This is a genomic window from Pseudomonas sp. L13 (genome assembly GCF_009935965.1).
Lineage (GTDB): Bacteria > Pseudomonadota > Gammaproteobacteria > Pseudomonadales > Pseudomonadaceae > Aquipseudomonas > Aquipseudomonas lactis.
In genome coordinates this window covers 21,782-47,429 of the sequence record NZ_QODJ01000012.1, presented here as the reverse complement: position 1 = coordinate 47,429, position 25,648 = coordinate 21,782, and the positions used below count along the sequence as shown (strand labels likewise).

Sequence of the window (25,648 nt, the reverse complement as noted above, 5' to 3'; positions counted from 1 at the left end):
CTCGCGAAAAACGTGCCTACAACGCGTTCATTCAGGCTGAGCGCGTTATCGTTAACGATCTTCGCGAGCAAGCTCGCTCCTACAGAAATCAAGCAGCGTTTTGTTCTGCCGACCAGTTGGCATACCACTGGCGGAACAGCGCGTACTGCTGCTCGGCATAGCGGCGCTGGGCCGCGCTGAGCTCGTCGGTTTCGTTGAAGTGCAGGGCGTAACCCTGGTCACCGTTGAGTACCATCAGGTGCTTGTAATACAGCACTAAATCGCAGCCTTCGTCGAACGACGACAACACCGCCAGCGCAGCTTCCAGCTCACGGGCCTGACGACGCGCCTTGGCATCGCCCTTGGCGGCCTTTTTGCTCAGGGCTACCAGTTGCAGCACTTCGCGGGGCAGTGCATTGCCGATGCCGGTAATGGCGCCGGTGGCGTTGCAGTTGACAAAGCCGTGGACCACTTGGGTATCGACGCCGACCATCAGGGTCACATCGTCATCCTGGGAGGTGATGTTTTCGGCGGCGTAGCGCAGGTCGGCGGCGCCGCCGAACTCCTTGAAGCCGATCAGGTTCGGGTGTTCGCGGCGCAGTTCGAAGAACAGGTCGGCGCGGGTGGCGAAACCGTAGTAGGGGCTGTTGTAGATCACCGCCGGCAGGTTGGGGGCGGCGTTGAGAATCGCTGCAAAGTGAGCCTTTTGCGCAGTGACCGAAGCCCCTCGGGACAGCACGCGGGGAATCACCATCAAACCATGGGCGCCGACTTTGGCGGCATGGGCTGCGTGGGATACGGCCTCACGGCTGTTCACCGCCCCCGTACCGACGATGGTCGGCACACCCGCCGCCACCAGGCGCGCTACGCCTTCCTGGCGCTGGGCCTCAGTGAGCAGCGGCCAGTCGCCCATGGAACCGCAATACACCACGGCACTCATGCCGATGTCGATCAGCTCGCGACCCTTGGCCACCAGGGCGTCGAAGTCCGGTTGGCGTTCGGCGGTGCAAGGGGTCATCAGGGCGGGCATGCAGCCGGTGAAGATGTTGTCGCTCATGGTGCTAACTCCATTTCAGTTGAATTGATCAAGGGCTCAGATGCCCCAGGCAAACGGGTCTTGTTCGTCGATCAGCAAGGTGCTGTCGGCGGTCATGTAGGCACGGCCGGTGATGAATGGGCGTACGTGTTCGCCGTCCCACTCATAGCGGCCGAGGAACTGGCTGCCGGTGATGCTGGCTTGTACCCAGGGTTCTCCTGCGGCCAGTTTTGCGTCGGCGGCCAGGCAGGCGAGCTTGGCGCTGGTGCCGGTGCCGCAGGGGGAGCGGTCATAGGCTTTGCCAGGGCACATGACGAAGTTGCGGCTGTCGGCGTGGGGGTCGTCGGCGAACAGTTCGACATGGTCGATCAGCGCACCGTCTGCGCCACGGATGCCTTGGGCTTCGAGGGCCTTGAGCATCGCCCAGGTGTAGTCGGTCAGGGCGTCCACGTTATCCATCTGCAGCTCATGGCCGTGGTCCAATACCAGGAAAAACCAGTTGCCGCCCCAGGCGATATCGCCCAGCACCACGCCATGCCCAGGCACTTCAACCGGTACCTGCTTGCGATAGCGGTAGGCGGGCACATTGCGCAGGGTCACGCTGCCGTCTTCGTGCAAGGTGGCCGCGACCGGGCCGACCGGCGTGTCAAGGCTATGCACGCCCGGTTGGATCAGCCCCAGGTGATGCAGCGAGGCAACCAGGCCGATGGTGCCGTGGCCGCACATGCCCAGGTAGCCGGCGTTGTTGAAGAAGATCACCCCGCAGGTCGCCCCCGGTGTGACGGGCGCGCAGTACAGCGCGCCCACCAGTACATCGTTGCCCCGTGGCTCCAGCAGGCAGGCGCGGCGCCATTGATCGTGGTGGGTCCGCAGGTGGTGCAGTTGGTCGGCGATCGTGTCGCCAACCAGCGCGGGGAAACCGCTCATGACCAGGCGGGTAGGTTCACCGCCGGTGTGTGAGTCAATCACGTGCAGCCGTTTCATAAGGCGCTCCATCAGTGGGTGGTCGGGGACAGTGGGGCGCTGTAGTGCGCGTCGCTGACGGCTTCGCTTTCGTCCTCTTCCTGCTCCAGGCGCACCAAGTGGGCAGGCACGCCGGTGGCGGCGCCCCAGTAGTAGATGCCCAGGGCGCAGGCCGCGACCACCAGGGTGTCAAACGGGTGGCTGATCACGCCGATACCGCCAAAGCTGCCGAGTTTGGAGAGCAGGATGGTCACGGCGTAGAAGCCGATCAGCCAGGCCGAGGAGCGCACCTGTTGCTTGAGATTGAGGTGCGCGGTCGGCACCCAGCGTGCACACAGCAGGTACACCACAAACATCAGGATTTGCAGGCCCAGCAGCCAGGACACGGTGCTCCAGCCCGACCAGTACACGATCAGCGCAGCGATGATGAAGGAGAGCGGGCCCAGCACCGCCATGCCCTTGACCCGAAACGGGCGCGCCATGTCCGGTGCATTGCGGCGCAGGGCGGCGACGGTTACCGGGGCCACGGCGTAACTGAGGATCAGGGCGGCGGACACCACGTTGATCAGCGCTTCCCAGGACGGGAACGGCAAGGTCCAGAACACCGACAGGCCAAAGGTCAGCCACAGCGCCGGGCGCGGGATGCCGGACTTTTCATCGATGCGCGTGAAGATCTTGAAGAAGGTGCCGGTCTGCGCCCAGCCATACACCACGCGCGGGGTGGCGTTCATGTAGATATTGCCGCAGCCGCTGGGGGAGATCACCGCATCGGCCACCACCAGGTAGGCCAGCCAGCCCACGCCCAGCGCCAGGGCGATATCGCGATAGGGTAGGGCCAGTTCCTTGCTGATGCCGGCCCAGCCATTGGCAAGCATTTCGGTAGGCACGCCGCCGAGGAATGCGGTTTGCAGCAGCACATAGATGGCCGTCGACAACAGTACCGAGAGGATCAGGGCGATGGGGATGGTGCGCTGTGGGTTTTTCACTTCGCTGGCCACCGAAATGATCGGCGTCAGCCCCAGGTAGGCAAAGATCACCCCGCCTGCGGACACGGCCATCTCGATGCCCGACAAGCCGAACGGCGCGAAGCCATGCACCTGGAAGTTCGCAGGCTTGAAGAAGGTGAACAGCACGCCGATCACCAGCAACGGCACGATGAACTTGAACACGCTCACCAGGTTATTGGCGATGGCAAAGGTCTTCACGCTGCGGTAATTGAGCACAAAGAACAGGCACAGCAAGGCAAATTGCACCAGCCAGCCCAGGGTGGTCGGGTCGCTGGAGCCGGCCTTGGTCAGTTGGGGAAACCAGGCTGCCGCATACTGGCGTGAGGCGACTACTTCAATCGCCACCAGGCTGGAAAACGCGATCAGCGTGATAAAGCCCATCAGGTAGCCCAGCAGCGGGCCGTGGGAGTAAACCGGGTAGCGCACCACGCCGCCAGCGCGGGGCAGGGCGGCGCCGAGTTCGCAGTAGACAATGCCCAGCAACAGCACAGCGAACCCCCCGAGCAACCAGGAAAAGATTCCCGCCGGGCCTGCGATGGCAGACACGTGGCTGGCAGCGAACAACCAACCCGAACCGAAGATGGCCCCCAACCCGATAAAGGTGAGGTCCATCAGTGACAGCTGTTTCTTGAACTTGCCTTGGCCTGACATAGCGGCGCCTTCTTGTGAGTTATTGGATAGGCATGCAGTGGCGCTATCCTGAACCCACAGGCCTGGCTGACGATTGATGTTTTATGCGGCGATGGATGACGAATTCAGCACAATTTACTGCGCTCGACAGCGCTCGCCCCATGCCTCAATCTGCTGGCTGTCGACGAATAAAAGGGCAGATAAAGTCATGTTGCAGAGCGCGTTCGCGAGCCTTTTCCAGGGCAGCCGACCCCACAGCATCGAGCAGCTATTGAGCGGGGTAGAGCAGTTGCTGCCGATGCTCGATGTACTGCCCAATGCCGCGATTTTCATCAAGGACATCGACGCCCGCTATGTGCTCGCCAACCGCACCCTGGTGCAACGCTGCGGCCTCAAGCAACTGCAACCACTGCTGGGCAAGACCAGCGCCGAAGTGTTTCCCGCGCAATTGGGCCCCGGCTATACCGAGCAGGACCGGCGCGTGCTCAAGCAGGGCCTGGTGTTGGAGGAACAGCTCGAACTGCACCTCTACGGCACCCGCGAACCCGGTTGGTGCCTGACCCACAAGTGGCCGCTGTACAACCAGTTCGGTGCGATCATCGGCCTGGCCGGGATCTCGGTAGACCTGCAATCAGCCAGTGAAACCCACCCGGCCTATCAGCGTCTGGCGGCGGTGGACGAACACATCCGCAGCCACTTCAACCGCCGTGTCACCCTGGGGGAATTGACCCGCATTGCCGGGATTTCCGTGGCGCAACTGGAGCGCTACTGCAAGCGCGTGTTTCACCTCACGCCTCGGCAAATGATCCAGAAAGTCCGGCTGGAACATGCCCGGCGGTTGTTGCATACCGAGCTGCCAATTACCGAGGTGGCGCTGCAATGCGGGTACACCGATCACAGCGCGTTTACCCGGCAGTTCAAATCCTCTACAGGTTTCACCCCAAGGCAGTACCGGCAAGCCACACAAGGCGGCAGTGCAGGTGAATGTCTTCTGTAGGAGCGAGCTTGCTCGCGAAAAACCTCAACGATAACGCGGGCGTCATGAATCAACGCGGCGCCAGTGGGTTTTTCGCGAGCAAGCTCACTCCTACAGGGTAAGCGTTCTATTGCGATGCAACGAATGGCGCGCACGCCCCTCATATGCTTACACCGACACTTTTCACCACCACAGGTACCGAGCTTATGACCGCGGCGAACAACGATCATGTGAACTGGCTGGTGCAACATTCCATGCTCCACGCAGCGCGGCAGCGGGCCAAGCTGTATTCGGGGCAAGGCCGCCTGTGGCAGCAGCCTTATGCACAGACCCGGCCGCGTGACGCTTCGGCCTTGTCGTCGGTGTGGTTCACTGCTTACCCCGCGTCGATTGTCACCCGCGAAGGCGGCACCGTGCTGGAAGCGCTGGGGGACGAAACCCTGTGGCATACCCTGTCGAAGATCGGCATCCAGGGTATTCACAACGGCCCGTTGAAGAAGTCCGGTGGCTTGTCTGGCACCGAGCACACCCCGACCATTGACGGTAATTTCGACCGCATCAGCTTTGACATCGACCCGCAACTGGGCACCGAGGCTCAGTTACAGGCGTTGACGCGCATGGCTGCCGCCCACAATGCGGTGATCATCGACGATGTGATCCCGTCCCACACCGGCAAGGGCGCGGACTTTCGCCTGGCAGAAATGGCGTATGAGGACTATCCGGGCCTCTACCACATGGTCGAAATCCGCGAGGAAGACTGGCCGTTGCTGCCCGACGTGGCCGACGGGCGTGATGCACAAAACCTCAGCCCCTCACAGGTAGACGCGCTGCGCGACAAGCACTACATCGTCGGCCAATTGCAGCGGGTGATTTTCTTCGAGCCCGGCGTCAAGGAAACCGACTGGAGCGCCACCCCGGTGGTGCTCGGCGTAGATGGCAAGTCGCGGCGCTGGGTATACCTGCATTACTTCAAGGAAGGCCAGCCGTCGCTGAACTGGCTTGACCCTTCGTTTGCCGCGCAGCAGATGATCATCGGTGATGCGCTGCACGCCATTGATGTGATGGGCGCGAAAATCCTGCGCCTGGATGCCAACGGCTTTCTCGGCGTGGAGCGCAAGCTCGATGGCACGGCCTGGTCCGAAAGCCATCCGCTGTCGATCACCGGCAATCAGTTACTCGGCGGCGCCATTCGCAAGGCGGGCGGGTTCAGTTTTCAGGAGCTCAACCTTACCGTGGATGACATCGCGTCCATGTCCCACGGCGGCGCCGACTTGTCTTATGACTTCATCACCCGGCCGGCCTACCAGCATGCATTGCTGATGGGCGACACCGAGTTCCTGCGCCTGATGCTGCGCCAGATGCACAACCTGGGCATCGACCCCGGCTCGCTGATTCATGCGCTACAGAACCACGATGAACTGACCCTGGAGCTCGTGCATTTCTGGACGCTGCACGCCCATGACAGTTTCCTGTTCCAGGGCCAGACCTTCCCCGGCAACATCCTGCGCGAGCATATCCGCGAGCAGATGTACGAACGCCTGACCGGCGAGCATGCGCCGTATAACCTCAAGTTCGTGACCAACGGCGTGTCCTGCACCACCGCCAGTATCATCACCGCCGCCCTGGGGATTCGTGACCTGGAGGCGATCACCCCGGCAGATATCCAGCAGATACGCCAGATCCACTTGTTGCTGGTGATGTACAACGCCATGCAACCTGGGGTGTTTGCCTTGTCCGGCTGGGACCTGGTGGGCGCGTTGCCGCTGGCGGCCGAAGACGTGGCGCACCTGATGGCCGATGGCGACACGCGCTGGATCCACCGTGGTGCCTATGATCTGGTAGACCTGAACCCCGAGGCCGAACTGTCGGCGGGGCAAATGCCGCGCTCCAAAAGCCTGTACGGCAGCCTGAACAGCCAGCTGCAGGACTCGGATTCCTTTGCCTCCCAACTGCAAAAAATCCTCGCCGTGCGCCGCGCCTACGACATCGCCGCCAGCCGCCAGATCCTGGTGCCGGATGTCGAGCACCCAGGCTTGCTGATCATGGTTCACGAATTGCCGGCGGGTAAGGGCACGCAAATCACTGCGCTGAACTTTGGTGCCACGCCGATCACCGAAACCCTGCACCTGCCCAACATCGCACCGGGGCCGGTGGTGGATATCATCAATGAGCGGGTGGAAGGCGATTTGACCGAGGAGGGCGCGTTCACGATCACGCTGGACGCTTATGAAGGGCTGGCGTTGCGGGTGGTGAGCAGCACGCCGATGTAAAGGGATATTGGCCCTGGCAAACCGTAAACGTCATCGCCTACTGTAGGAGCGAGCTTGCTCGCGAAAAACGTCAACGATAACGCGAGCTTCCTGAATAAAAGCGGCGTCTGTGAGTTTTTCGCGAGCAAGCTCGCTCCTACATGGCAAGCCAGAGGATCAGTGGTGCTTGTTCTTGTGCTTATGCTTGTTGCCTTTGTGCTTGCCACCACCCGAACGATGACTGCTCTCGTCATCGGCCAGGTTGTTACCCAGCGCGCCACCGGCTGCGCCACCCACGCCCGCGCCGATGGTCGACCCGGTAGTACCGCCCAGGCGATTACCAATCAGCGAACCGCCCGCCGAACCCAAACCGCCGCCAATCGCTGCTTCGGTTTTATTACCTTTTTGCGCACCCACCGCACTCCCGGCTGCGCCACCCACGCCTGCGCCGATGGCCGCACCGGTCGAGCCGCCGAGCTGTTGGCCCACCACATTGCCCAACACACCGCCGACACCTCCTCCCAGCGCCGCGGTACCATCTCCAGCGGCCAAGGCCCCTTGGGAGATCAGGATGCCCAATGCCAGGGCCGGGAATGTCATTTTCATTTTTTTGTACCTCAAGGGCTGTCTCAGGCGCTCACGGGTTAAAGCACGCCTGGCAGTTTGATTAGAGCACACGCCGCAACGCTTGGGCTTCGGTGATCGCCCCTTGCACAAGAAATTTTTTTCCAGCCCTCTTGAATTCCTTTTGCGCGTCCATAAATTTTTGATCACGCGATGCCGAATCCGGGTCGCGTACTAAATCACTTGGAGAAACTCAGGAGATTTTAAAATGGCTACTACCCTGTCGTTGGCCCCACTGTTCCGTCAATCGGTGGGCTTTGATCGCTTCAATGACCTGTTCGAGTCGGCGCTGCGCAGCGAGGCTCCGAATTCCTATCCACCTCACAACGTGGAAAAGCACGGTGACGACGCGTACCGCATCGTAATCGCCGTGGCAGGCCTGACCGAGGAGGATCTGGATATCCAGGTCGAGAGGGGTGTATTGACGGTTTCTGGCGGAAAACGCGAAACCGACGATAAGGTCGCTTACCTGCACCAGGGCATTGCCCAACGTGCGTTCCGGTTGTCGTTCCGCTTGGCGGACCATATCGAAGTACGTGGCGCATCCCTGACCAGCGGGTTGCTTAACATCGACCTGCTGCGTGAAGTGCCTGAAGAGGCCAAGCCAAAACGCATCATGATTGGTGGTGAGGCCAAACCCGAGCTGCGTCAGGTCAGCTTGCAGTAAAACAATCGGCGGTAAAAAGGCGCTCTGCGGAGCGCCTTTTTTGTGCGCGCTGCAAACCCAGGCCCGCTAGGCCTGGGTATTGGGCGCAAACAACTTCCGGGCCTCGGCAAAGCATTTCTCTGCGATGGCCGAGCGCGGTTCGGTCTTGCGCATCACCATGCCCAGGGGGGCAAGGACGCTGGCATCCGGCAAGTGAATAAACGCCAGGTTCTCGATGGGGCTTTCCAGGCCGCTGTCCAACGGCATGATCGCGCAACAGAAGCCTTCGTGAATCGCCTGGAACAGTTGATAGGTGGAGTCGCTTTCCAGAATTGGCTGGGGATCGAGACCGCGGCTGCGGAAACTCAGGTCGATGGATTTTCGATAATGCATGCCATTGCTGATCATCCCCAGGGGCAATTCGGCGGCTTCTTCCCAGCTCATCTGCGTGCCTTCGAAGTGGAAGTGGCGGGTGTCGTACAGCAGGCCGACACGGGTTTCGCCCAGTTCGAAAAATTCCAGGTAGTTGGGGCTCACGTGGTCCAGGTAACACACGCCCAGGTCCAGTTGGTTGGTGCCCAGGGCTTCGATGATTTTGTCCGAACTCATGGAGGTGAGGCTGAACTTGAGTTCCGGGAAACTGTGGGACAAGCCTTGGATGAAGCTGATCGGGTTGAAGCCGCTCAGTGGCACCAGGCCCAGGCGCAGGTTACCGACCAACTGGCCGCGACACGCAGCCGCTTCGGCGAACAGGCCGTCGTGGGCGGCGAGCAGGGTTCTGGCCCAGGCCAGCACGCGTTCGCCGGCCTGGGTGAAGCCTTCGAAGCGTTGGCCGCGGGTCACCAGTTCCAGGCCCAGTTCTTCCTCCAGGTTGCGCAGGCGCATCGACAGAGTGGGCTGGGTGATGTTGCAGCGGGCGGCGGCCTGGCCGAAATGGCGGGTCTGCTCCAGCGCGATCAGGAATTTAAGTTGTTTGATGTCCATGAAGGCACCTGCCTGGAAATGAGCCGATGATCGCATTGTAACCACCGGCACGTCCAAGTGCCCTTGCCACCGTGCAGTGGCATCGTTCCATTTATGGGATGGAGCGGCCCGTTTCAGCTACTACCTAACCTCGAACGCGATGACTAAGGTGGTTCCACTGTTTTTTTGGGTGGGCCTGCTGACACACGTCCAGGTCGCGGCCCAAGCGTGTCTGTACAGGAAGCACAGGCACTGCCGGACGCAGTTCCGGCGCACCACGCCAGGGAGGTATCGCCAAGCAAGAGGAAATGCAAATGACTGCATCAGGTAACGCTGCAAACTTCAATGGTCAAAAGCCGACGATTGACCCCGCTGACACCGCCATGTTGCTGATCGACCACCAGAGTGGTCTGTTCCAGATCGTCAAGGACATTGATGTTCCTCAATTGCGCGCCAATGCCATCGCGCTGGCCAAGGCCGCGACGCTGCTGAAAATACCGGTCATCACCACCGCTTCGGTGCCGCAGGGCCCCAACGGCCCGTTGATCCCGGAAATCCACGAAGCCGCGCCGCACGCCCAGTACGTGGCCCGCCGTGGCGAAATCAACGCGTGGGACAACCCCGAATTCCATGCCGCCGTCAAAGCCACCGGCAAGAAGACCCTGGTGATCGCCGGTACCCTGACCAGCGTGTGCCTGGCGTTTCCGTCCATTGCGGCAGTGCATGAAGGCTACAAGGTGTTCGCGGTGGTCGATGCCTCGGGCAACCACTCCAGACTGGCCACCGACCTGACCGTCGCACGGCTGGCCCAGGCCGGCGTGGTGCCGATCGACATCATGGGCACGCTGTCGGAGCTGCAAGGCTCCTGGAACCGCCCGGATGCTCAGGAGTGGGCCAACGTCTACACCCAGGCCATGCCGCACTACCAGCTTCTGATCGAGAGCTACATCAAGGCCCAGGAAGTGGCAAACAACCACGAAGAACTAGACTCACAGCGCAAGTAAATCCGGTTGGCACTTTGAGGTGCGTCTATTTCAGGACGCACCTTCTTATCAGGAGTAATGATGATGTCTACACCTTACGTTCGCCTGGACAAAGACAACGCTGCAGTGCTGTTGGTCGACCATCAGGCTGGCCTGCTGTCATTGGTCCGTGATATCGACCCGGACAAGTTCAAGAACAACGTGCTGGCCCTGGCTGACCTGGCCAAGTACTTCAAGCTGCCAACCATCCTCACCACCAGTTTCGAAACCGGCCCCAACGGCCCGCTGGTGCCCGAGCTCAAGGCCCTGTTCCCGGATGCGCCTTACATTGCGCGCCCAGGCCAGATCAACGCCTGGGACAACGAAGACTTCGTCAAGGCCATCAAGGCCACCGGCAAGAAGCAGTTGATCATTGCCGGCGTCGTGACCGAAGTGTGCGTGGCGTTCCCGGCGCTGTCGGCCCTGGCCGAAGGCTTTGAAGTGTTCGTGGTCACCGACGCCTCCGGCACTTTCAACGAACTGACCCAGCAGTCCGCCTGGGCCCGCATGTCGGCCAACGGCGCGCAACTGATGACCTGGTTTGGTCTGGCCTGTGAGCTGCACCGTGACTGGCGCAACGACATCGAGGGCTTGGGGACGTTGTTCTCCAACCACATTCCGGACTACCGCAACCTGTTCACCAGCTACAACGCCTTGACTGAAGGCAAGTAAGCCCGAGCATGGGGGCTGTGCTGCGACAGGCAGTCCTCATTACAACCCAGGACCAGGTGCGTTGTCGCTGTGGCTGGCGTTCCTGGATGAGCTGGCAGTGGCGGGGCGTTCATTATCGACGCAGGCGCGCCAGCGCTTTAGCGGGTTGCAACAACGCTTTGACCCGTTGGCCAACAAAGTCGAACAACGTGATGGGCCCGCAACCGGCACGTTACGCGCCCTGGCGTGAGCCTTGCGCTGGGAACCGGCCAGGCTGTTGCAACAACTGCAAGAGATCCTGCAACTGAGCGATGCCATTCAGGAGGGCCGTCCGGCCAACTGCCTGTACCGCCAGAGACGAAGTAACCCGCTGTACCTGGACTGGCACCTGGCGGGAATAAACGCTGCCCGTGCGTTTCTTGCCTTGCTCGTATGCGGATTGATTTGGATCGAAGTTGCATGAGTTGGCGCCCGGGCAGGGATGATCCTGGTCGGGATCCTATGCTCATTGATGGCGACCTTTCCAGTCGCCAAGTACCGCCTGCGACCAGGCACTACGGCGACGGTGACGGTACTTGAACAACAGGAGCAACGCTGATGAGTGTGTCATTGCGCCGGCTTATAAGGGTCTCAATCTCGCTGACTGTCTCATTGTCGGCGACAGGGGCCTATGCCGATAACTCCATGGACCAGAGAGATAACCTCAGCACCGGTATCAATGAGCGCCAAAAGGCTGAGCTGTCGGTCACGCCGGGGTTTGTCAGCGGCTCGTCTCTTAACGGCTTGCTGCGCAATTACTACCTGGGCCGCGATAACCACAACACACCGTCCAGGCGTGACCAGCGCGAATGGGTGCAGGGCGTGTACTTGTCCTTTCGTTCGGGATACACCGACGCACCCATTGGCGTCGGGCTCGACGTGCATGGTTTTTATGGGCTCAAGCTGGATGGAGGAGGGGGCAGCGGCGGGGCCGGCTTGCTGCCGCTGGACTCAAAAGGCGCGCCGGAGTCTGACTTCTCGGCTGCGGGGGCGGCGCTCAAGTTGCGCGGGTTTGACAGCTTGATGCAGGCTGGCGATCAGTACCTTGAAAACCCGCTGATCGCCAGTGGCGTCAGCCGAGTCTTTCCCCAGACATTTCGCGGTGTCACGCTCAAGAACTACAGCCTGGAACACCTGACACTGGACACTGGCTGGATCGACTCAACACGCCAGCGCAACCAGAGCGGTCAAAGCCACTTGACCACCAGTTACGGCACCGGCAACAAGGTTGGGGTGGCCGCTGATCGTGAAAGCGCGTCCATGAGTTGGCTGGGTGGCGTCTACGCGGTGCCTGGCGGGATAACACTGACCCTGTACGGCGGCCAATTGAGTGATATTTGGAACCAGTACTACGCCGGGGTCAGCCAGCCATTCAAGCTAACGCCTGGGCTTACGCTGACACCGTACCTGCGTTACTTCAAAACCCGCGATCAGGGCCAGCGCCAGTTGGGCTATATCGACAACAACACTTATAGCGGTGGCCTGACGCTGTCCGGCGCAGGCCAGAGCCTGACCCTGGGGCTGCAGAAAGTGGACGGCGACACGCCGTTTGACTACATGGTGCAGGACGACCGGACCTTCCTTTACCTGGGCAACTCCCAGCAATACGCAGACTTCAATGCACCTGGCGAAAAGTCCTGGAAGATTCAATACCAGACCAGCCTTGCGTTTATCAACGCGCCGGATTTCCAGCTCAGCACTTCATACACTCGCGGTGAAGCGGACCTGACCCGGGTCGATCCCAATAGCGCAGGCTACGGCTACATCTATAACGCCGCCGGCAAAGATGCACACCATTGGGAGCGGGACGTCGCCCTGCGCTATGCCGTGCCAGACGGCAAGGCCAAAGGCTTGAATATCACCCTGCGCTGGGCCGCACACCGTTCAGCACAGGGGTATACCGCACCGGGCAACACCCGTGGCAATTCAAACGCCGATGAGTACCGGGTGATTGTCGATTACCCATTCAGTGTTTTCTAGTCGTTATTCAATGAAGGTGTTGTATGAGTCAAACCCAATGGATTCGGGTGCTGGGCATCAGCTCGGCACTGGCCTGCGCCACGAGCGAGGCTGACAGCGTCAGTCTGCCGCCCCTGGCCCTGGGCAATGCCAGTTTCATGGATGGGGTCGCCGGCCCTGGTGCGTTGTTCGAGTTACCGGTGCAGTATTACCGCAGCAACTCGGCTTACGATGCCCATGGCCATGCACTGCCGGGGCGGCAGCAGGTGCACAGCACCACGGTCCTGCCGCACCTGGCTTACTTCAGTGACAAGACTTTGCTGGGGGCGAACTATGGCGCCGAAGTGCTGCTGCCACTGGTGAACCTGGAGATAGATATTGATCAGGGCCCCAAGGAACGACGGACGCGCCAGGGTGACATGATCGTCAGTCCGTTTCTGTTGCAATGGGCCCCGGTGTCGTTCTTCGGCCGCCCGTACTGGCAGCGCTTGAATTTCGTGTTCTCCTTGCCGACGGGTTCCTATAACAAGGATTCGAGCCTCAATACCGGGAGCAATGTCTGGGTGGTCAACCCCCATTACGTGTTCACCTGGGAGTTGACTGACCGCCTGGAGGTCAGTGGTCGCTTCAATTATGCGTGGTCAAGCCGCAATAACGATCCGGCGTCAGTCCTGCAAGCCGGCAGTATCCAGCCGGGAGAGGCGTTTCACAGCAACCTGTCGGTTTCTTATGCCGTTGCCGAAAAGTGGCGTATCGGCGTTGCAGGCTATCAACTCAATCAGATCAGCGATGACCGCATTGATGGGCATCGCCAGCGTGACTCCAGGGAACAGGTGACAGGGATCGGGCCAGGGGTTATGTACCAGCAGGGAAATCAGACATTCTTCGCCAATCTGTACTTTGAAAGTGGCGCTGAAAACCGCGCGCAGGGCACCCAATTGACGCTACGTTACCTTCATGGGTTCTAGCGCCTGTCAGTTGACAACCCGTTGATGAAAATCGCTATGGTCTCGCTGATCAGATGCTCGCGTGCGGCTTTTCCAGGGCATGGGCTAAGCCCGAGCAGGCAGCGCAACTGCAGGTCGCCGGTCAATGCATCGAGGAAGATCTTCGCACGGGTCTGTGGGTTGCCCGGGATGACCAGCCCGGCTTCTTCGGCCCAGGTGAAGTAATCGGCTAGGCAGTTATAGGCCGTGGCGGGAGCAGCCTCGAAGAACGACTTTGCAGCCTCCGGCGCGCGCAGGGCCTCGGACACGATCAGGCGGTGCAGGGCCAGGGTGCGAGGCGACAGCACCACATCGAGAAAGACCCGGGCAATGGTCGTCAGCGCCTCCGGTAGGGGCTTCTGGGCGAGAGTCATGTGGGTCAGTGGGCTGACGTTTTCTGCGCACAGTTGCTCGATAATCGCCGCGAACAACCCTTCCTTGCCGCCGAAGTAGGCATAGAGCGTGCGCTTGGAGCCGCCAATGTTGGCGATGATCCCGTCAACACTGACCCCTGAATAGCCTTCTGTGAGAAACATATCAGTCGCAGCCTGGAGAATACTTTGACGCTTTGCTGCTTGCCTCGGGGTAGGGGTTTGCATGTGGCTCGGCTATTCCTGAAAAGAACAATTCAAAAGTTCTCCTAGCCTACGCCGCTCTGCGCAAGCCTTCCAGCCACGCAGAGGGACGAATCAAGCGATTGTCCCGGAATGTTTTTTGTAAAAAACACGTTGATGACCCTTGACGAGTTATTTATTTGGGCGCATTTTCGGCAAAAGGGTACGGTAACGTACCGTACCGAACTATAACAACAACAGAGGTAGTGATCATGCGTTTCGTACATTTTTTGGAAGGCTCCATCAAAGGCCTGGCCATTGAACAAGCAGGCGCACTGCGAGGTTTGACCGAACAGGAAAGTGGTTATCCGGGTACTCTGGAGAGCTTGCTCAAGGCCGGTCCAGACGCGCTGCAAGCGGCCCATCAGCGCTTGAGCGACGCCCGTTTGCTCGATTCATCGAAGCTGCGTTACCTGCCCCCGCTGGAGCGCCCGGGCAAAATTGTGTGTGTCGGCCTGAACTACGCCGATCACACCAAGGAAAGCCCGTACGAACAGCCGACCTACCCGACCTTTTTTCCGCGTTTCAGCACCAGCCTGATCGGCCATGGCGAACCCATCCTGCGACCGCGTGTCTCCGAACAACTGGACTACGAAGGAGAGCTGGCGGTAGTGATCGGCACCGGTGGCCGGCACATCTTGCGCGAGCAGGCCCTGGAGCATGTGGCGGGCTATGCGATCTTCAATGAAGCCTCGGTACGCGATTACCAGTTCAAATCGCCGCAATGGACCATTGGCAAGAACTTCGACGCCACCGGCGCGTTTGGTCCGACCTTCGTCAGTGCAGACGAGCTGCCAGCAGGGGCGGTTGGCCTCAACCTGGTGACCCGCCTCAATGGCACGGTGGTGCAGCAGGGCAATACCGCCGACATGATCTTTGGGGTCGCCGAACTGATCGCCGTGCTCAGTGAAGCGGTGACCCTGGAACCCGGTGACGTGATCGTCACCGGTACCCCGGCAGGGATTGGCTGGGCGCGACGCCCGCCACTGTTCATGAAGCCTGGCGACCTCTGCACCGTGGAGATCGAAGGCCTTGGCACCTTGAGCAACCTGATCGTCGACGAGCCTTCAGCGGCCTGAGTCCACGCCTCAGTTTTTTCGAGCGCGCAGCACAACCGATTCACCGTCACTGCGGTGGGCAGCGATCCCGGCTGCCCTGGTTTTGACCACCGGTTGTCCTGCCCATTGAATGCCCAGGAGCAACTACCGTGCTGCAGATCAAAGACATCAACCATGTGCTCTACCGTCATCCCGACCTTGGGGTGGTCGAACGATTCCTGACCGATTTCGGCCTGGTGGTCATGCACCGCACCGAGCAGCGCCTGTATTTTCGCGGCACCTGCTCGCTACCCTACGTGTACATCGCCGAGAAGGCAGTTGAAGCCAGCTTCGGCGCCATCGCGTTCGCCGTCGAAAGCCCCGATGACTTGCACCAGGCTACCCGGCTGCCGGGGGCCTCAGCGATCCAGGCGCTGGAAGGCCCGGGAGGAGGGCAGTACGTCGCCTTGCATGATCCCTCGGGGCGGCGCATCGAGCTGGTCCACGGTATCGAAGCCGTGGGCACGCTGCCCCAGCGTGCTGCGCTGACGCTCAACTCGGCCCATCACAAGCAACGCTTTGGCGACGTGCAGCGGCCCGGCAAGGGCGCGGCACAAGTCCTGCGCCTGGGCCATGCGGCGATTGGCGTGCAGGACATGCCCCAGCACCTGGCCTGGTACCAGCAAATGCTCGGCATGCTGCCTTCGGACCTGGTGGTCGAAGAGCCTGACCGGGACCGCCCGAGCGCGGCCTTCCTGCGGCTGAACCGTGGCAGCGCCTGGACTGACCATCACACCATCGCCTTGTTCCAGGCACCGAAGGACTTCGTCCATCACGTGTCCTTCGAGGTGCAGGATTTTGACGCGCAGTGCCTGGGCCACGAGTGGATGACCCTGCAAGGTTGGTCGCCGTTCTGGGGGGTAGGGCGGCACATGCTGGGCAGCCAGATCTTCGATTATTGGCGGGACCCGTCCGGCAACCTTATCGAGCACTTCACCGATGGCGACCTGTTCAACCAGGACTCGCCCTCGGGTTACACCCAGGCGTGCGACGCCAGCCTCTACCAGTGGGGCCCGCCGATGTCGGTGGAGTTCTTCCTGGGCGGCGAGTGTGCCGCCGAACAGACCTTGCCCCGGTCGACTTCAGACCGTCAACGACGCAGTTGAGGACAGATGCCATGAGTCAGGTAATCAGCGAGCAGGTGCTCGATAAGTTGTTTCGCCAGGCCCGTAGCCAGAATGGCTGGCTGGATAAACCGGTGGATGATCACACCCTCAAGGAACTCTACGACCTGATGCGCTGGGGCCCGACCAGCGCCAACGGCTGCCCGGCGCGCATTGTGTTTTTGCGCAGTGCCCAATCCCGGCAACGTTTGCTGCCAGCCCTGAGCGCCGGCAATGTCGAGAAGACCCTGGGCGCCCCGGTGACGGCAATCATTGGCTACGACACGCAGTTCCATACGCAGTTGCCCAGGTTGTTTGCGCACAACCCCACAGTACGCGACTGGTTTGCCAACCAGCCGGATTTGCTTGAATCCACGGCGTTTCGCAACAGTTCGCTGCAGGGCGGCTACTTCATCCTCGCGGCCCGGGCCCTGGGCCTCGACTGCGGGCCGATGTCCGGGTTTGACCCCGCACAGGTCGACCAGACGTTCTTTGCTCCAGAGGCCGAGGGCATGCAGGCCTTTGCCGGGATGAAGATCAAGACGAACTTCCTGTGCAACCTCGGCTATGGCGACCCCGCAAAACTCTTTGCCCGTAACCCGCGGCTGGGCTTCGACGAGGCCTGCGCGCTGCTGTAACTGACTGGCCGCACCCGTAATCCTCCAGGCCGATCAAGCGTGCTGCGATGCATCACGTGTGTCGATCGGCCTTGCAAAACAACAACAATAAGGAAACCTGCAATGCGAGCTCTATCCAAATGGCATGTACTTATCGGCGGTTTCCTTGCGTATCTGTTTGACGCCATGGAGATCATCCTGCTCACCATCGCACTCCCGGTGATCCGCCAGGACCTGGGCCTGACGTTCAATGAAGCTGGCATGCTCGCCTCGGCAACCCTGCTGGGGATCGGTTTGAGCGGCGTTACCACGGGTTGGTATTGCGACAACTACGGCCGACGCAAAGCCCTGCTGATCTCGTTGATCGTGTTCGGCGTGTTAACCACGCTGGTCGCTACCACGCACAACTGGGGCTTGCTCCTGCTCCTGCGGTTTCTGTCCGGGCTGGGCCTGGGCGGGGTCTGGGGGATTGTCTCAGCGTATGTAACGGAAACCTGGCCTGCCCATCAGAGGGCACGAGCGATCGGGTTCGTGTTGAGTTCATTCCCGATTGGCGCCGCCATCGCGGCAATGGTGGCGGCCAGCTACCTGCCAGACTGGCAAACCTTGTTCATGGTGGCGGGGATCTCCACCTTGATCCCGCTGGCGTATCTGTTTTTCTTTGTGCCTGAGTCACCGGAATGGAGCGCGCAGAAAGCCCGCAACATGGCCGGCCCCAGCCAGCACAAGCATGTCTCGGTACGCGAAATATTTTCCCCCGAACTGCTACGCCTGACCCTGCTGGGTACCCTGGCGGCGAGTTTTGCGGTGATTGGCTTCTGGGGGGCGAGCACTTGGTTGCCCACCTACTTGATCAAGGAGCGCGGACTGGACATTGGGATGATGGCCAACTTTATGGCGATCCTCAACATCGGCGCCTTTATCGGTATCAATGCTTTCGGCTTCATCGCTGACCACATCGGTAAACGCAACGCCACGCTCCTGTCATTGCTCGGCAGCGCGCTGATGTTGTCGATTTATGCACTCACCACCGATAACGCCATCCTGTTCTGGCTAGGGCCGATCTATGCCTTCTTCTATGCCTTTGCCAGTTTGTTTGCCTCCTACTTCAGTGCGTTGTACCCCACGCGGGTACGCACCCTCGGCGCGGGCTTCTGCTTCAACTTTGGCCGGGGCCTGGCGGCTTTTGCGCCGCTCCTGCTCAGTGGTATAGCCACCCACTACAGCCTGGCGTGGGGTCTGTTGGTGTGCGCCGGTTTCTTTGCCTTGGCCACCGTCACGTTGTTGTTTATGCCCCAGGTGGAGTCAGACGTGCCTGCTCGCGCGGCAGGGGCGCTGAAAACCACGGATTCCTGAAGTCTGAGATCAACACTGGAGTATCAAACGATGTCAGAGCAACGCGCAGAACAGCAGATCCAAACCCTGGAATTGCGCCGCCGCCAGGCCATGGTCGAGGGCGATATGGACTTCCTGGAAAGTATCTATACCCGGGACTTGACCTACAGCCACTCGGACGGCAAGAGCGACAGCAAGAGCAGCTACCTGCAGGGCATGCGAGAGGGCGTCTGGCGCTATCGCGGCTTCACCAGCCGTGACGAGCAGATGCGCAGGGTAGGGGAATGCGTGGTCGTTACCGGGCTGATCGACATGGACGTGGTGATCCGTGGCGAGCCCATGGTCCTCAACTCGCGCTACATCAGCGTGTGGAAGGCGGGCAATAACGGCTGGCAAATGATTGCCTGGCAATCCACTCGTCATACCCATGGTTAACGTCCGCTAAGCCATAGCACCCCTGGCAACTTGAACCCGGCCCTCGTGGTCGTCCGGGCAAGGCTTGCGCATGCCTGGAAACCGGGATGGCTGGACCTTTGACGTGATGGAATCCTGAACATGTACGTACAACAATTACAAAAAACGTATTGCAAGGCTCTTTTGATAACCGCAGGTGCAATGAGTCTGATCTCAAGCCCGGCACAGGCCAAGGACTGGAGCGATACCTTCATCGGTTTTCGCTACGGTACCGACTTCACCGAACCCAGCATCCGTGGCAAGGTCCATAAGGAGATCTACCAACTGGGCCATGCCAGCGGCAATGAGACCGGTTCCAATTTCTTCAACCTGGACGTGCTCAAGTCCGACAGTAACGATCCAAAGAAAGACAGCGATTCTGGTGCGACCGAGGCCTATCTGGTGTACCGCCATCAACTGTTCCTCAGCCAGGTGTTCGAGCGGTCGATGGCCTTTGGTCCGGTCAAGGAGGTGGCCCTGAGCGGCGGGGTTGAGCTCAACTACAAGGACACCGAGTTCGCTACCCGCAAGCGCATGCTGGTTGCCGGCCCGACGCTCAAGTTCGACGTGCCCGGTTACCTGGATATCAGCCTGCTGTATGCCATGGAGTGGAATCACTGCGGGTTGAATGCGTGCCAGACCGAAAATATCCAGTTCGACCCGTACTATGTGTTGCACATGGTCTGGGGCATCCCGTTCCAACTGGCCGGCGTGCCCCTCAAGTTCCAGGGTTTTGCCAGCTACAAGACCGAGAAGGGCAAGGATTACTTCAAGCAGGATACAGCCGAGGAAAGCCTGGTGCGCGCGTCATTGATGGTCGATGTCGGGCAACTGGCATGGGGTCGCAAAAATACTCTATTGGTCGGTCCGGGCTATGAGTACTGGAAACACAAGTACGGCGCTATCAATAAACCGGGTACCGATACGCATGCACCGACGGTCCACCTTGAGTGGCACTTCTAAAGTTTAAACCTGATTGTTACAGGGTGAGATGAGCGGTATGTCTCCACGCTCACCTCACGCTGTCCAAAAAAAGCGTCGCGTGCCGTTTTTTCGTCGTATTTTGTTACTAACCAATAACCTAAAAAAACCGCGCTGTGGCGGCAAAGCAGGACAAAACGCCACCTCGCCATTCAATTTTCATAAAAATGTAACAACCCTGCTTCACAGTTCGGGAGCCCGTCACCACAACGAGTTCCTTTTAATGAAAAGCTTGATGAAGTCCGCAGCACTCGCCATTACGGTATCCCTGTGTGCCTCCTCCGTGACCTTCGCCGCCGAAAACGTGCGCCTCACCGGCTCTGGCGCCAGCTTCCCTGCACCTATCTACCTCACCTGGTTCAAGGATTTCAGCAAGAAGACCGCTGGCGTCACGGTGGATTATCAATCCAAGGGCAGCGGCGCAGGTGTGCAGGACTTCCTGAATAAAACCGTCGACTTCGCCGCCAGTGACTCGGCCATGAAAGATGAAGACATCGCCAAGGTCGCCGAAGGCGTGCAACTGCTGCCAATGACCGCTGGTGAAATCGTGCTGGCGTATAACCTGCCGGGCAATCCCAAGGGCCTCAAGCTGCCACGCGATGTCTACTCCAATATCTTCCTGGGCAAGATCACCAAGTGGAACGACCCACAGATCGTTGCCGCCAACCCGGACCTGAAACTCACCGACACGCCGATCACCGTGGTTGTGCGTGCAGATTCCAGCGGCACCACAGCGGTCTTCACCAAGCACCTGGCCACCATCAACCCTGAATTCAAAACGGCGCTGGGGGAGGGCAACACCGTCAACTGGCCGGCCAGCGACAAATTCATCAAGTCGCCCAAGAACGATGGCGTGACCGCCACCGTACGCCAGACCCCAGGCGCAATTGGCTACATCGAGTACGGCTTCGCCAAACTGGCCAAGGTTGACTTCGCCCAGTTGCAGAACAAGGCCGGCCAGTACGTAGTGCCAAACGCTGAAAGCGGTGCCGAGGCCCTGGCCGCCGTGAAGATGCCGGAAAGCCTGGTGGCCTGGTTGCCGGACCCGGACGGTGCCAAGTCTTACCCGATCACCTCGTACACCTGGATGATCTTCCGCAAGGATAACGGCAACCCCGCCAAGGCCAAGGCCATGCGCGAAATGGTTGAGTACAGCCTGACCGAGGGGCAGAAAATCGCCGACTCGATGGGGTACATCCCGCTGCCGCCATCGGTGGTAGAGCAGGTTCGCAAGGCATCCGCCAACATTCAGTAACACCCGTGAGGCCGCTCTCGGTGTGGGCTGTTTGCCGCGCCGGGGGCGTTTCCCCCCTGTTCCGGAATTAGCCAATGAACAAACCTTTCGTCGTACCGGTTAACCGGGATTCTGCCTGCCAACCGCCCTCCGCCAAGGACTTCCTGGTTGATCGCACCTTCCGTGGGCTCGCGCGAATCGGGGTGGTACTGATTCTGGCGTTGGTCGCAGCCTTGGTCTTCGAGGTGGGACGCAAGGCCTTGCCGGGCATGGAAAAGCACGGCTTCGATGTGCTTTTTGGCAGTGTCTGGGACGTAAACCAAGGCAAGTACGGGATCCTGCCGGCCATTTGGGGCACGCTCTACAGCGCGTTTATCGCGCTGCTGATTGCGGGCTTTTTCGGTGTCAGCATGGCGATTTTCCTCACCCAGGATTTCCTGCCGGCCAAGCTGGCCGCGGTGTTTCGCACCATCGTTGAATTGCTCGCAGCGATCCCCAGCGTGGTGTACGGCCTGTGGGGCATCTACGTGGTGATCCCGGCCATACGGCCACTGACCACCTGGTTGAACAGCGAACTGGGTTGGATACCGTTTTTCGGCACGTCCTTGAGCGGGCCGGGGTTGCTGCCTGCGGCGCTGGTGTTGGCCATCATGATTCTGCCGACAATTGCCGCCGTGTCCCAGGACGCGCTCACCAGCGTGCCGATGAAAACCAAGCAGGCCGCCTACGGCATGGGCACCACCCACTGGGAGGCGATTCTCAAGGTGATGGTGCCATCCGCCGCCACCGGTATTTTCGGCTCCCTGGTGCTTGGCCTTGGCCGTGCGCTGGGTGAAACCATGGCCCTGGCGATGTTGGTGGGCAACGCCAACAACATTTCCCTGTCGCTGTTCGCGCCGGCCAATACGTTGGCAGCCTTGTTGGCGCTGAACTTCCCCGAAGCCGGGCCCAACGAGGTGGAGGTCTTGATGTACGCCGCCCTCGTCTTGATGTTCATCACGCTGCTGGTGAACGTCATTGGTTCCATGATCATGCTCTACGCCCAACGGGGTAATCGATGATGACGAATCTCACATCCCCTATCACCGCTGTACCGAGCTTGCAGCGCAAGTTCGAAGGCCGCGCCTTGCGCAGCCTGGTGTTGACCACACTGGTATGGCTGGGTGCGCTGCTGGCCAGTGTGCCGCTGATTTCGGTGCTCTACATGCTGATCACCCGTGGCGGCGCACGCCTGAGCCTGGAGGTGTTCACCGAGTTGCCGCCCACCGGCTTCGAAACCGGCGGCGGTTTCGGCAACGCCATGGCAGGCACCTTTGTGATGGTCGGTATCGCTGCGGCGATCGCAGTGCCGGTCGGCATCATGGCCGCGATCTTCCTGGCCGAACTGGGGCCGGACAGCAAATTGGCCAACGCTGCACGCTTTGCCGCCAAGATGCTTACCGGCTTGCCTTCGATCCTGGCCGGCGTGTTTGCCTATGCCTTGGTGGTGATGACCACCGGCACTTACTCGGCACCGGCAGGCGGCGTAGCCCTGGCGGTACTGATGCTGCCCATCGTGGTGCTGACGGCTGAAGAGTCGATGCGCATGGTGCCCAAGATCATGAAGGACGCCGCCTACGGCATGGGCTGCACCCGCTCGCAGGTGATCTGGAAGATCATCTTGCCGACCGGCCTGCCGGCGATCCTCACCGGCGTAATGCTCGCGGTGGCACGTGCCGCAGGCGAAACCGCGCCGTTGTTGTTCACCGCGCTGTTCAGCAACTACTGGATCTACCACGACGGCGACCTGGCGGTGATGAACCCCACGGCCTCCCTCGCAGTGTTGATCTACAACTTTTCCGGCATGCCCTTCGACAACCAGCTGGAGCTCGCCTGGGCGGCCTCGTTGGTGTTGGTGATGATCGTGCTGGTCGTGAATATTGTGAGCCGTATCTTCGGCAAGCCTAAGTATTAAGAACGGGAGCATCTGAATCTTGAACGTCTCAACTGCGCAAATAGCCGCTCCGTTTGTCACCCAATCGCCTGTGGTCATGGACTGCAAGCTGGACAGGATTTTCTACGGCAACTTCATGGCGGTGCGTGACAGCCATGTGCCGATCGAGAAAAACAAGATCACCGGTTTCATCGGCCCGTCCGGCTGCGGCAAAAGTACGGTACTGCGCAGCCTCAACCGCATGAACGACCTGGTGAAAGGCTTTCGTTTCGAGGGCCACGTGCATTTTTTGGGGCAGGACGTGTATGGCAAGGGTGTAGATCCGGTGGTGGTGCGCCGTTACATCGGCATGGTGTTCCAGCAGCCGAACCCGTTCTCCATGAGCATCTTCGACAACGTCGCCTTCGGCCTGCGCCTGAACCGCTACAAAGGCGACTTGGGCGACCGCGTCAAGCACGCCCTGCAAGGCGCGGCGCTGTGGGATGAAGTCAAGGACAAGCTCAAGGTCAGCGGCCTGTCGCTCTCCGGTGGCCAGCAGCAACGGCTGTGCATTGCCCGCGCTATCGCCACCGAGCCGGAAGTGCTGTTGCTCGATGAACCTTGCTCGGCACTCGACCCGATTGCAACCCGCCGGGTAGAGGAGCTGATGGTGGAACTGAAGAAGGACTACACCATCGCCCTGGTCACCCACAACATGCAGCAGGCCATTCGGGTGGCGGACACCACGGCGTTTTTCTCGGTGGATATTTCCCAGGGCACGCGTACCGGCTACCTGGTGGAAATGGGCCCGACCGCGCAGATTTTTGGCAGCCCGCGTGAACAGATGACCGAGGATTACATCAGCGGCAAGTTCAGCTGAGTCCCTATGTTCGATAAAAATCACAGGTGCGCCACCGTCAGCCCAGGAATGCCAATGTCTGCAACACATCGTCTCGATTTGTCAGCGATTGAACGCGCGCTACGTAAAGTGCAGAGCCGCTTTGCCGAGCTCAGCACGCAATTTACCGAGCCGCGCGACCCCTTGACCGACGAAGTGCTGCTCAACGTGCTTGAAGGCTATGCGTTGGTTGACGACTATGTCGCACGGGGCGTTGACCTGTTTGACCTTCATCATCTGGACCTGATGCTGGAGATCAACGCCACCGTGCTCTGCGGTAGCGACCCGGCGCGCCGCGTGGAATACGCGCAGCACCTGGCTGCCACCGAGGAGCACTTCTTCAACAATGTTGAAGGCGGTATCAAGGACTTGTTCAACTGGTACTGCGCGTATCGCAGTGAATCGGTGTGGAAGCGTGCGGCCGGTGTGTATGTGCGCATCCTCAGCAAGCCGCAGTTGTTCATCGAAGGCAACAACCGCAGTGGCTCGCTGATCGTCAGCTATCTGCTGATGCGCGCCGGGTTGCCACCGTTTGTGCTGACGCTGGAAAATGCCGAGGGTTACTTCAATCCTTCCTCGGTGATCCGCAACTCGGCCAAACATGGCGTCAAGGCGTTGTATGAATTGCCCAAGATCAAGAAAAAGTATGCCGCCTTCCTGGAGGAGCAGGCCCCGGATCCCAAGGCGTTTTTCTTGAGCGATACACCACAGCCTATCTATCAGGGAGGCCATTAATGCGCTGGTATCCAACGCTCGCCAGCCGAGCCGTGCAAGCCGTCCAGCAAGCGGTCCTCACGCGTGCCGCCAAGCGCCCGCGCGTACGCATCTCCTTTGATATTGACGACACACTGGCTTGCCAGCTTGACCACGCTGACGTCGAGAGCAGTTGGCTGCCGGCCTGCGCTCATCGTTGGTGGGGAGAACCGCTGCGTATCGGTACCCGTTCGTTGACGCGGGAGCTGCGGCGCCAGGGTTGCAGTATCTGGGTGTACACCTCATCGGGCAGGGCGCCTTCCTACATCAGGCGTTGGCTGATGCTGTACGGCATCCGTGTCGACGGCGTGGTGAATAGCGAGCGGCATAGCCATGCCCTCACGGTGCATGGGCTGTCGAATACCCCGTCGAAATTCCCGCCAGCCTTCGATATTGATTTACACGTGGATGATTCCGAGGGCGTGCGCCTTGAAGGTAACGACCACGGCTTTCGCGTAGTGGTGGTTGACCCAAAGGATGAGCACTGGGCGCAAAGAGTGCTTGAAGCGGTGGCGGCCGTGCAGGCACAACTGGCCCGCCAGCAATTGCCCAGGTTCAAGCAGCCTGTATGCCAACGTGCTGAGGTTTATTCTTCCTGAGGTTCAGAAGCGTGAACATCTTGACCCCTTATTGCAGTTCACAACTTGCTATAAGGGCTTGAGTTTCTTTGACTCGCTAGTCACGAACAACACAACACTTCCTTTCTTGTTCGACAAACAGCGCTTATGGCGCTTTTGTCGCCTATATCCCTAAGTACATACCCTTACCTTCCGATAGTCGGTCACTTTACGGCAGCGCTTCTAGGCTAGTGTTGACGAGCTTCCTTAATGGTCAACCTCGATATTAAGAAACGAAGCAGCCTGAACAGAATGCACAACAACAACTTCAATGCATATTGTTTAGCCCGACGCATCAGGTATT

25 protein-coding genes and 1 pseudogene are annotated in these 25,648 nt (G+C 60.0%); 20 read left to right on the top strand and 6 right to left on the bottom strand.

The genetic code is table 11. The features are described from left to right. Positions 1-88 precede the first annotated feature (88 nt). Genes DK871_RS09255 through DK871_RS09245 form a run of 3 tightly spaced genes read right to left on the bottom strand, consistent with a single transcriptional unit; the run spans position 89 to position 3,636 of the window. Entirely contained in the window at positions 89-1,036 is a 948-nt protein-coding gene (locus DK871_RS09255; protein WP_078803135.1) for a dihydrodipicolinate synthase family protein, read from the bottom strand. 36 nt (positions 1,037-1,072) lie between these two features. After that, complete coding sequence (locus DK871_RS09250; RefSeq protein WP_161904796.1) at positions 1,073-1,999, bottom strand: 4-hydroxyproline epimerase; 927 nt, start codon at positions 1,997-1,999, stop codon at positions 1,073-1,075. Positions 2,000-2,010: 11 nt separating this feature from the next. Then, positions 2,011-3,636, bottom strand: coding sequence for an APC family permease (locus DK871_RS09245; protein ID WP_072434613.1), 1,626 nt, complete (start codon positions 3,634-3,636; stop codon positions 2,011-2,013). Between the two features lie 187 nt (positions 3,637-3,823). Between DK871_RS09245 and DK871_RS09240 the strand changes: the two genes are divergently transcribed. Continuing rightward, positions 3,824-4,612, top strand: coding sequence for an AraC family transcriptional regulator (locus DK871_RS09240; protein ID WP_161904795.1), 789 nt, complete (start codon positions 3,824-3,826; stop codon positions 4,610-4,612). A 185-nt stretch (positions 4,613-4,797) separates the two neighbouring features. Next, complete coding sequence (treS, locus tag DK871_RS09235) at positions 4,798-6,861, top strand: maltose alpha-D-glucosyltransferase (RefSeq protein ID WP_161904794.1); 2,064 nt, start codon at positions 4,798-4,800, stop codon at positions 6,859-6,861. A gap of 156 nt (positions 6,862-7,017) precedes the next feature. On the opposite strand, the gene DK871_RS09230 is transcribed toward treS, so the two are convergent. Next, positions 7,018-7,446, bottom strand: a complete 429-nt coding sequence (locus DK871_RS09230) for a glycine zipper domain-containing protein (protein ID WP_161904793.1) — start codon at positions 7,444-7,446, stop codon at positions 7,018-7,020. Between the two features lie 226 nt (positions 7,447-7,672). Here DK871_RS09230 and DK871_RS09225 point away from each other — a divergent pair, with 226 nt between their 5' ends. Beyond that, positions 7,673-8,131 (top strand): Hsp20 family protein, encoded by a 459-nt coding sequence (locus DK871_RS09225; RefSeq protein WP_161904792.1) that lies wholly within the window; start codon positions 7,673-7,675, stop codon positions 8,129-8,131. A 66-nt stretch (positions 8,132-8,197) separates the two neighbouring features. On the opposite strand, the gene DK871_RS09220 is transcribed toward DK871_RS09225, so the two are convergent. After that, the gene (locus DK871_RS09220) at positions 8,198-9,094 is read right to left on the bottom strand and encodes a LysR family transcriptional regulator (protein ID WP_161904791.1); all 897 of its coding nucleotides are present in this window, start codon (positions 9,092-9,094) and stop codon (positions 8,198-8,200) included. A gap of 293 nt (positions 9,095-9,387) precedes the next feature. Between DK871_RS09220 and DK871_RS09215 the strand changes: the two genes are divergently transcribed. The 5 genes and pseudogenes from DK871_RS09215 (at position 9,388) to DK871_RS09195 (ending at position 13,712) form a co-directional block, all read left to right on the top strand. Continuing rightward, positions 9,388-10,077 (top strand): isochorismatase family protein, encoded by a 690-nt coding sequence (locus DK871_RS09215; protein ID WP_116667448.1) that lies wholly within the window; start codon positions 9,388-9,390, stop codon positions 10,075-10,077. A gap of 63 nt (positions 10,078-10,140) precedes the next feature. After that, complete coding sequence (gene ycaC / locus DK871_RS09210; RefSeq protein ID WP_003191542.1) at positions 10,141-10,767, top strand: isochorismate family cysteine hydrolase YcaC; 627 nt, start codon at positions 10,141-10,143, stop codon at positions 10,765-10,767. Positions 10,768-10,840: 73 nt separating this feature from the next. Then, positions 10,841-11,272: pseudogene (locus DK871_RS09205) on the top strand (FUSC family protein); the annotation flags it as partial. A gap of 71 nt (positions 11,273-11,343) precedes the next feature. After that, the gene (locus DK871_RS09200) at positions 11,344-12,765 is read left to right on the top strand and encodes an OprD family outer membrane porin (protein ID WP_161904790.1); all 1,422 of its coding nucleotides are present in this window, start codon (positions 11,344-11,346) and stop codon (positions 12,763-12,765) included. A gap of 23 nt (positions 12,766-12,788) precedes the next feature. Beyond that, the gene (locus tag DK871_RS09195; protein WP_161904789.1) at positions 12,789-13,712 is read left to right on the top strand and encodes a transporter; all 924 of its coding nucleotides are present in this window, start codon (positions 12,789-12,791) and stop codon (positions 13,710-13,712) included. Here the strand turns inward: DK871_RS09195 and DK871_RS09190 are convergent. After that, positions 13,709-14,329 (bottom strand): TetR/AcrR family transcriptional regulator, encoded by a 621-nt coding sequence (locus tag DK871_RS09190; protein WP_161904788.1) that lies wholly within the window; start codon positions 14,327-14,329, stop codon positions 13,709-13,711. The genes DK871_RS09195 and DK871_RS09190 overlap by 4 nt on opposite strands. Positions 14,330-14,556: 227 nt before the next feature. On the opposite strand from DK871_RS09190, the gene DK871_RS09185 reads away from it, so the two are divergent. The 12 genes from DK871_RS09185 (at position 14,557) to DK871_RS09130 (ending at position 25,326) form a co-directional block, all read left to right on the top strand. Further along, entirely contained in the window at positions 14,557-15,423 is an 867-nt protein-coding gene (locus DK871_RS09185; protein ID WP_161904787.1) for a fumarylacetoacetate hydrolase family protein, read from the top strand. 128 nt (positions 15,424-15,551) lie between these two features. Continuing rightward, entirely contained in the window at positions 15,552-16,547 is a 996-nt protein-coding gene (locus DK871_RS09180; protein WP_161904786.1) for a 2,4,5-trihydroxytoluene oxygenase, read from the top strand. 11 nt (positions 16,548-16,558) lie between these two features. Beyond that, the gene (locus tag DK871_RS09175) at positions 16,559-17,182 is read left to right on the top strand and encodes a malonic semialdehyde reductase (protein WP_161904785.1); all 624 of its coding nucleotides are present in this window, start codon (positions 16,559-16,561) and stop codon (positions 17,180-17,182) included. Between the two features lie 102 nt (positions 17,183-17,284). Further along, positions 17,285-18,517, top strand: a complete 1,233-nt coding sequence (locus DK871_RS09170; RefSeq protein WP_161904784.1) for an MFS transporter — start codon at positions 17,285-17,287, stop codon at positions 18,515-18,517. Between the two features lie 30 nt (positions 18,518-18,547). Next, positions 18,548-18,931, top strand: a complete 384-nt coding sequence (locus DK871_RS09165; RefSeq protein ID WP_161904783.1) for a nuclear transport factor 2 family protein — start codon at positions 18,548-18,550, stop codon at positions 18,929-18,931. A gap of 180 nt (positions 18,932-19,111) precedes the next feature. Continuing rightward, complete coding sequence (locus DK871_RS09160; RefSeq protein ID WP_256677416.1) at positions 19,112-19,912, top strand: hypothetical protein; 801 nt, start codon at positions 19,112-19,114, stop codon at positions 19,910-19,912. 241 nt (positions 19,913-20,153) lie between these two features. Further along, positions 20,154-21,185, top strand: a complete 1,032-nt coding sequence (pstS, locus tag DK871_RS09155) for a phosphate ABC transporter substrate-binding protein PstS (RefSeq protein ID WP_044274067.1) — start codon at positions 20,154-20,156, stop codon at positions 21,183-21,185. A gap of 74 nt (positions 21,186-21,259) precedes the next feature. After that, positions 21,260-22,225, top strand: a complete 966-nt coding sequence (pstC, locus tag DK871_RS09150; RefSeq protein WP_003191517.1) for a phosphate ABC transporter permease subunit PstC — start codon at positions 21,260-21,262, stop codon at positions 22,223-22,225. After that, on the top strand, positions 22,225-23,118 hold the full coding sequence (gene pstA, locus DK871_RS09145) for a phosphate ABC transporter permease PstA (protein WP_003191515.1): 894 nt from the start codon (positions 22,225-22,227) through the stop codon (positions 23,116-23,118). Before pstC ends, pstA begins: the two co-directional genes overlap by 1 nt. 76 nt (positions 23,119-23,194) lie before the next feature. Next, positions 23,195-23,956: a phosphate ABC transporter ATP-binding protein PstB gene (pstB, locus tag DK871_RS09140; RefSeq protein ID WP_019817112.1), complete on the top strand. Its 762-nt coding sequence runs from the start codon at positions 23,195-23,197 to the stop codon at positions 23,954-23,956. Between the two features lie 54 nt (positions 23,957-24,010). Then, a complete protein-coding gene (locus DK871_RS09135) occupies positions 24,011-24,709 on the top strand; it encodes a hypothetical protein (protein WP_032897161.1) in 699 nt (232 codons plus the stop codon). After that, positions 24,709-25,326 carry a hypothetical protein gene (locus DK871_RS09130; protein ID WP_161904781.1) on the top strand — a complete coding sequence of 206 codons (618 nt, stop codon included), beginning with the start codon at positions 24,709-24,711 and terminating at the stop codon, positions 25,324-25,326. The genes DK871_RS09135 and DK871_RS09130 overlap by 1 nt, the downstream gene beginning before the upstream one ends. Positions 25,327-25,648 lie beyond the last annotated feature (322 nt).

Coding starts and splice junctions, on each gene's coding strand:
- DK871_RS09255 (WP_078803135.1), bottom strand. CDS start 1,036: ATGAGCGACAACATCTTCACCGGCTGCATGCCCGCCCTGATGACCCCT.
- DK871_RS09250 (WP_161904796.1), bottom strand. CDS start 1,999: ATGAAACGGCTGCACGTGATTGACTCACACACCGGCGGTGAACCTACC.
- DK871_RS09245 (WP_072434613.1), bottom strand. CDS start 3,636: ATGTCAGGCCAAGGCAAGTTCAAGAAACAGCTGTCACTGATGGACCTC.
- DK871_RS09240 (WP_161904795.1), top strand. CDS start 3,824: ATGTTGCAGAGCGCGTTCGCGAGCCTTTTCCAGGGCAGCCGACCCCAC.
- treS (WP_161904794.1), top strand. CDS start 4,798: ATGACCGCGGCGAACAACGATCATGTGAACTGGCTGGTGCAACATTCC.
- DK871_RS09230 (WP_161904793.1), bottom strand. CDS start 7,446: ATGAAAATGACATTCCCGGCCCTGGCATTGGGCATCCTGATCTCCCAA.
- DK871_RS09225 (WP_161904792.1), top strand. CDS start 7,673: ATGGCTACTACCCTGTCGTTGGCCCCACTGTTCCGTCAATCGGTGGGC.
- DK871_RS09220 (WP_161904791.1), bottom strand. CDS start 9,094: ATGGACATCAAACAACTTAAATTCCTGATCGCGCTGGAGCAGACCCGC.
- DK871_RS09215 (WP_116667448.1), top strand. CDS start 9,388: ATGACTGCATCAGGTAACGCTGCAAACTTCAATGGTCAAAAGCCGACG.
- ycaC (WP_003191542.1), top strand. CDS start 10,141: ATGTCTACACCTTACGTTCGCCTGGACAAAGACAACGCTGCAGTGCTG.
- DK871_RS09200 (WP_161904790.1), top strand. CDS start 11,344: ATGAGTGTGTCATTGCGCCGGCTTATAAGGGTCTCAATCTCGCTGACT.
- DK871_RS09195 (WP_161904789.1), top strand. CDS start 12,789: ATGAGTCAAACCCAATGGATTCGGGTGCTGGGCATCAGCTCGGCACTG.
- DK871_RS09190 (WP_161904788.1), bottom strand. CDS start 14,329: ATGCAAACCCCTACCCCGAGGCAAGCAGCAAAGCGTCAAAGTATTCTC.
- DK871_RS09185 (WP_161904787.1), top strand. CDS start 14,557: ATGCGTTTCGTACATTTTTTGGAAGGCTCCATCAAAGGCCTGGCCATT.
- DK871_RS09175 (WP_161904785.1), top strand. CDS start 16,559: ATGAGTCAGGTAATCAGCGAGCAGGTGCTCGATAAGTTGTTTCGCCAG.
- DK871_RS09170 (WP_161904784.1), top strand. CDS start 17,285: ATGCGAGCTCTATCCAAATGGCATGTACTTATCGGCGGTTTCCTTGCG.
- DK871_RS09165 (WP_161904783.1), top strand. CDS start 18,548: ATGTCAGAGCAACGCGCAGAACAGCAGATCCAAACCCTGGAATTGCGC.
- DK871_RS09160 (WP_256677416.1), top strand. CDS start 19,112: ATGAGTCTGATCTCAAGCCCGGCACAGGCCAAGGACTGGAGCGATACC.
- pstS (WP_044274067.1), top strand. CDS start 20,154: ATGAAAAGCTTGATGAAGTCCGCAGCACTCGCCATTACGGTATCCCTG.
- pstC (WP_003191517.1), top strand. CDS start 21,260: ATGAACAAACCTTTCGTCGTACCGGTTAACCGGGATTCTGCCTGCCAA.
- pstA (WP_003191515.1), top strand. CDS start 22,225: ATGACGAATCTCACATCCCCTATCACCGCTGTACCGAGCTTGCAGCGC.
- pstB (WP_019817112.1), top strand. CDS start 23,195: ATGGACTGCAAGCTGGACAGGATTTTCTACGGCAACTTCATGGCGGTG.
- DK871_RS09135 (WP_032897161.1), top strand. CDS start 24,011: ATGTCTGCAACACATCGTCTCGATTTGTCAGCGATTGAACGCGCGCTA.
- DK871_RS09130 (WP_161904781.1), top strand. CDS start 24,709: ATGCGCTGGTATCCAACGCTCGCCAGCCGAGCCGTGCAAGCCGTCCAG.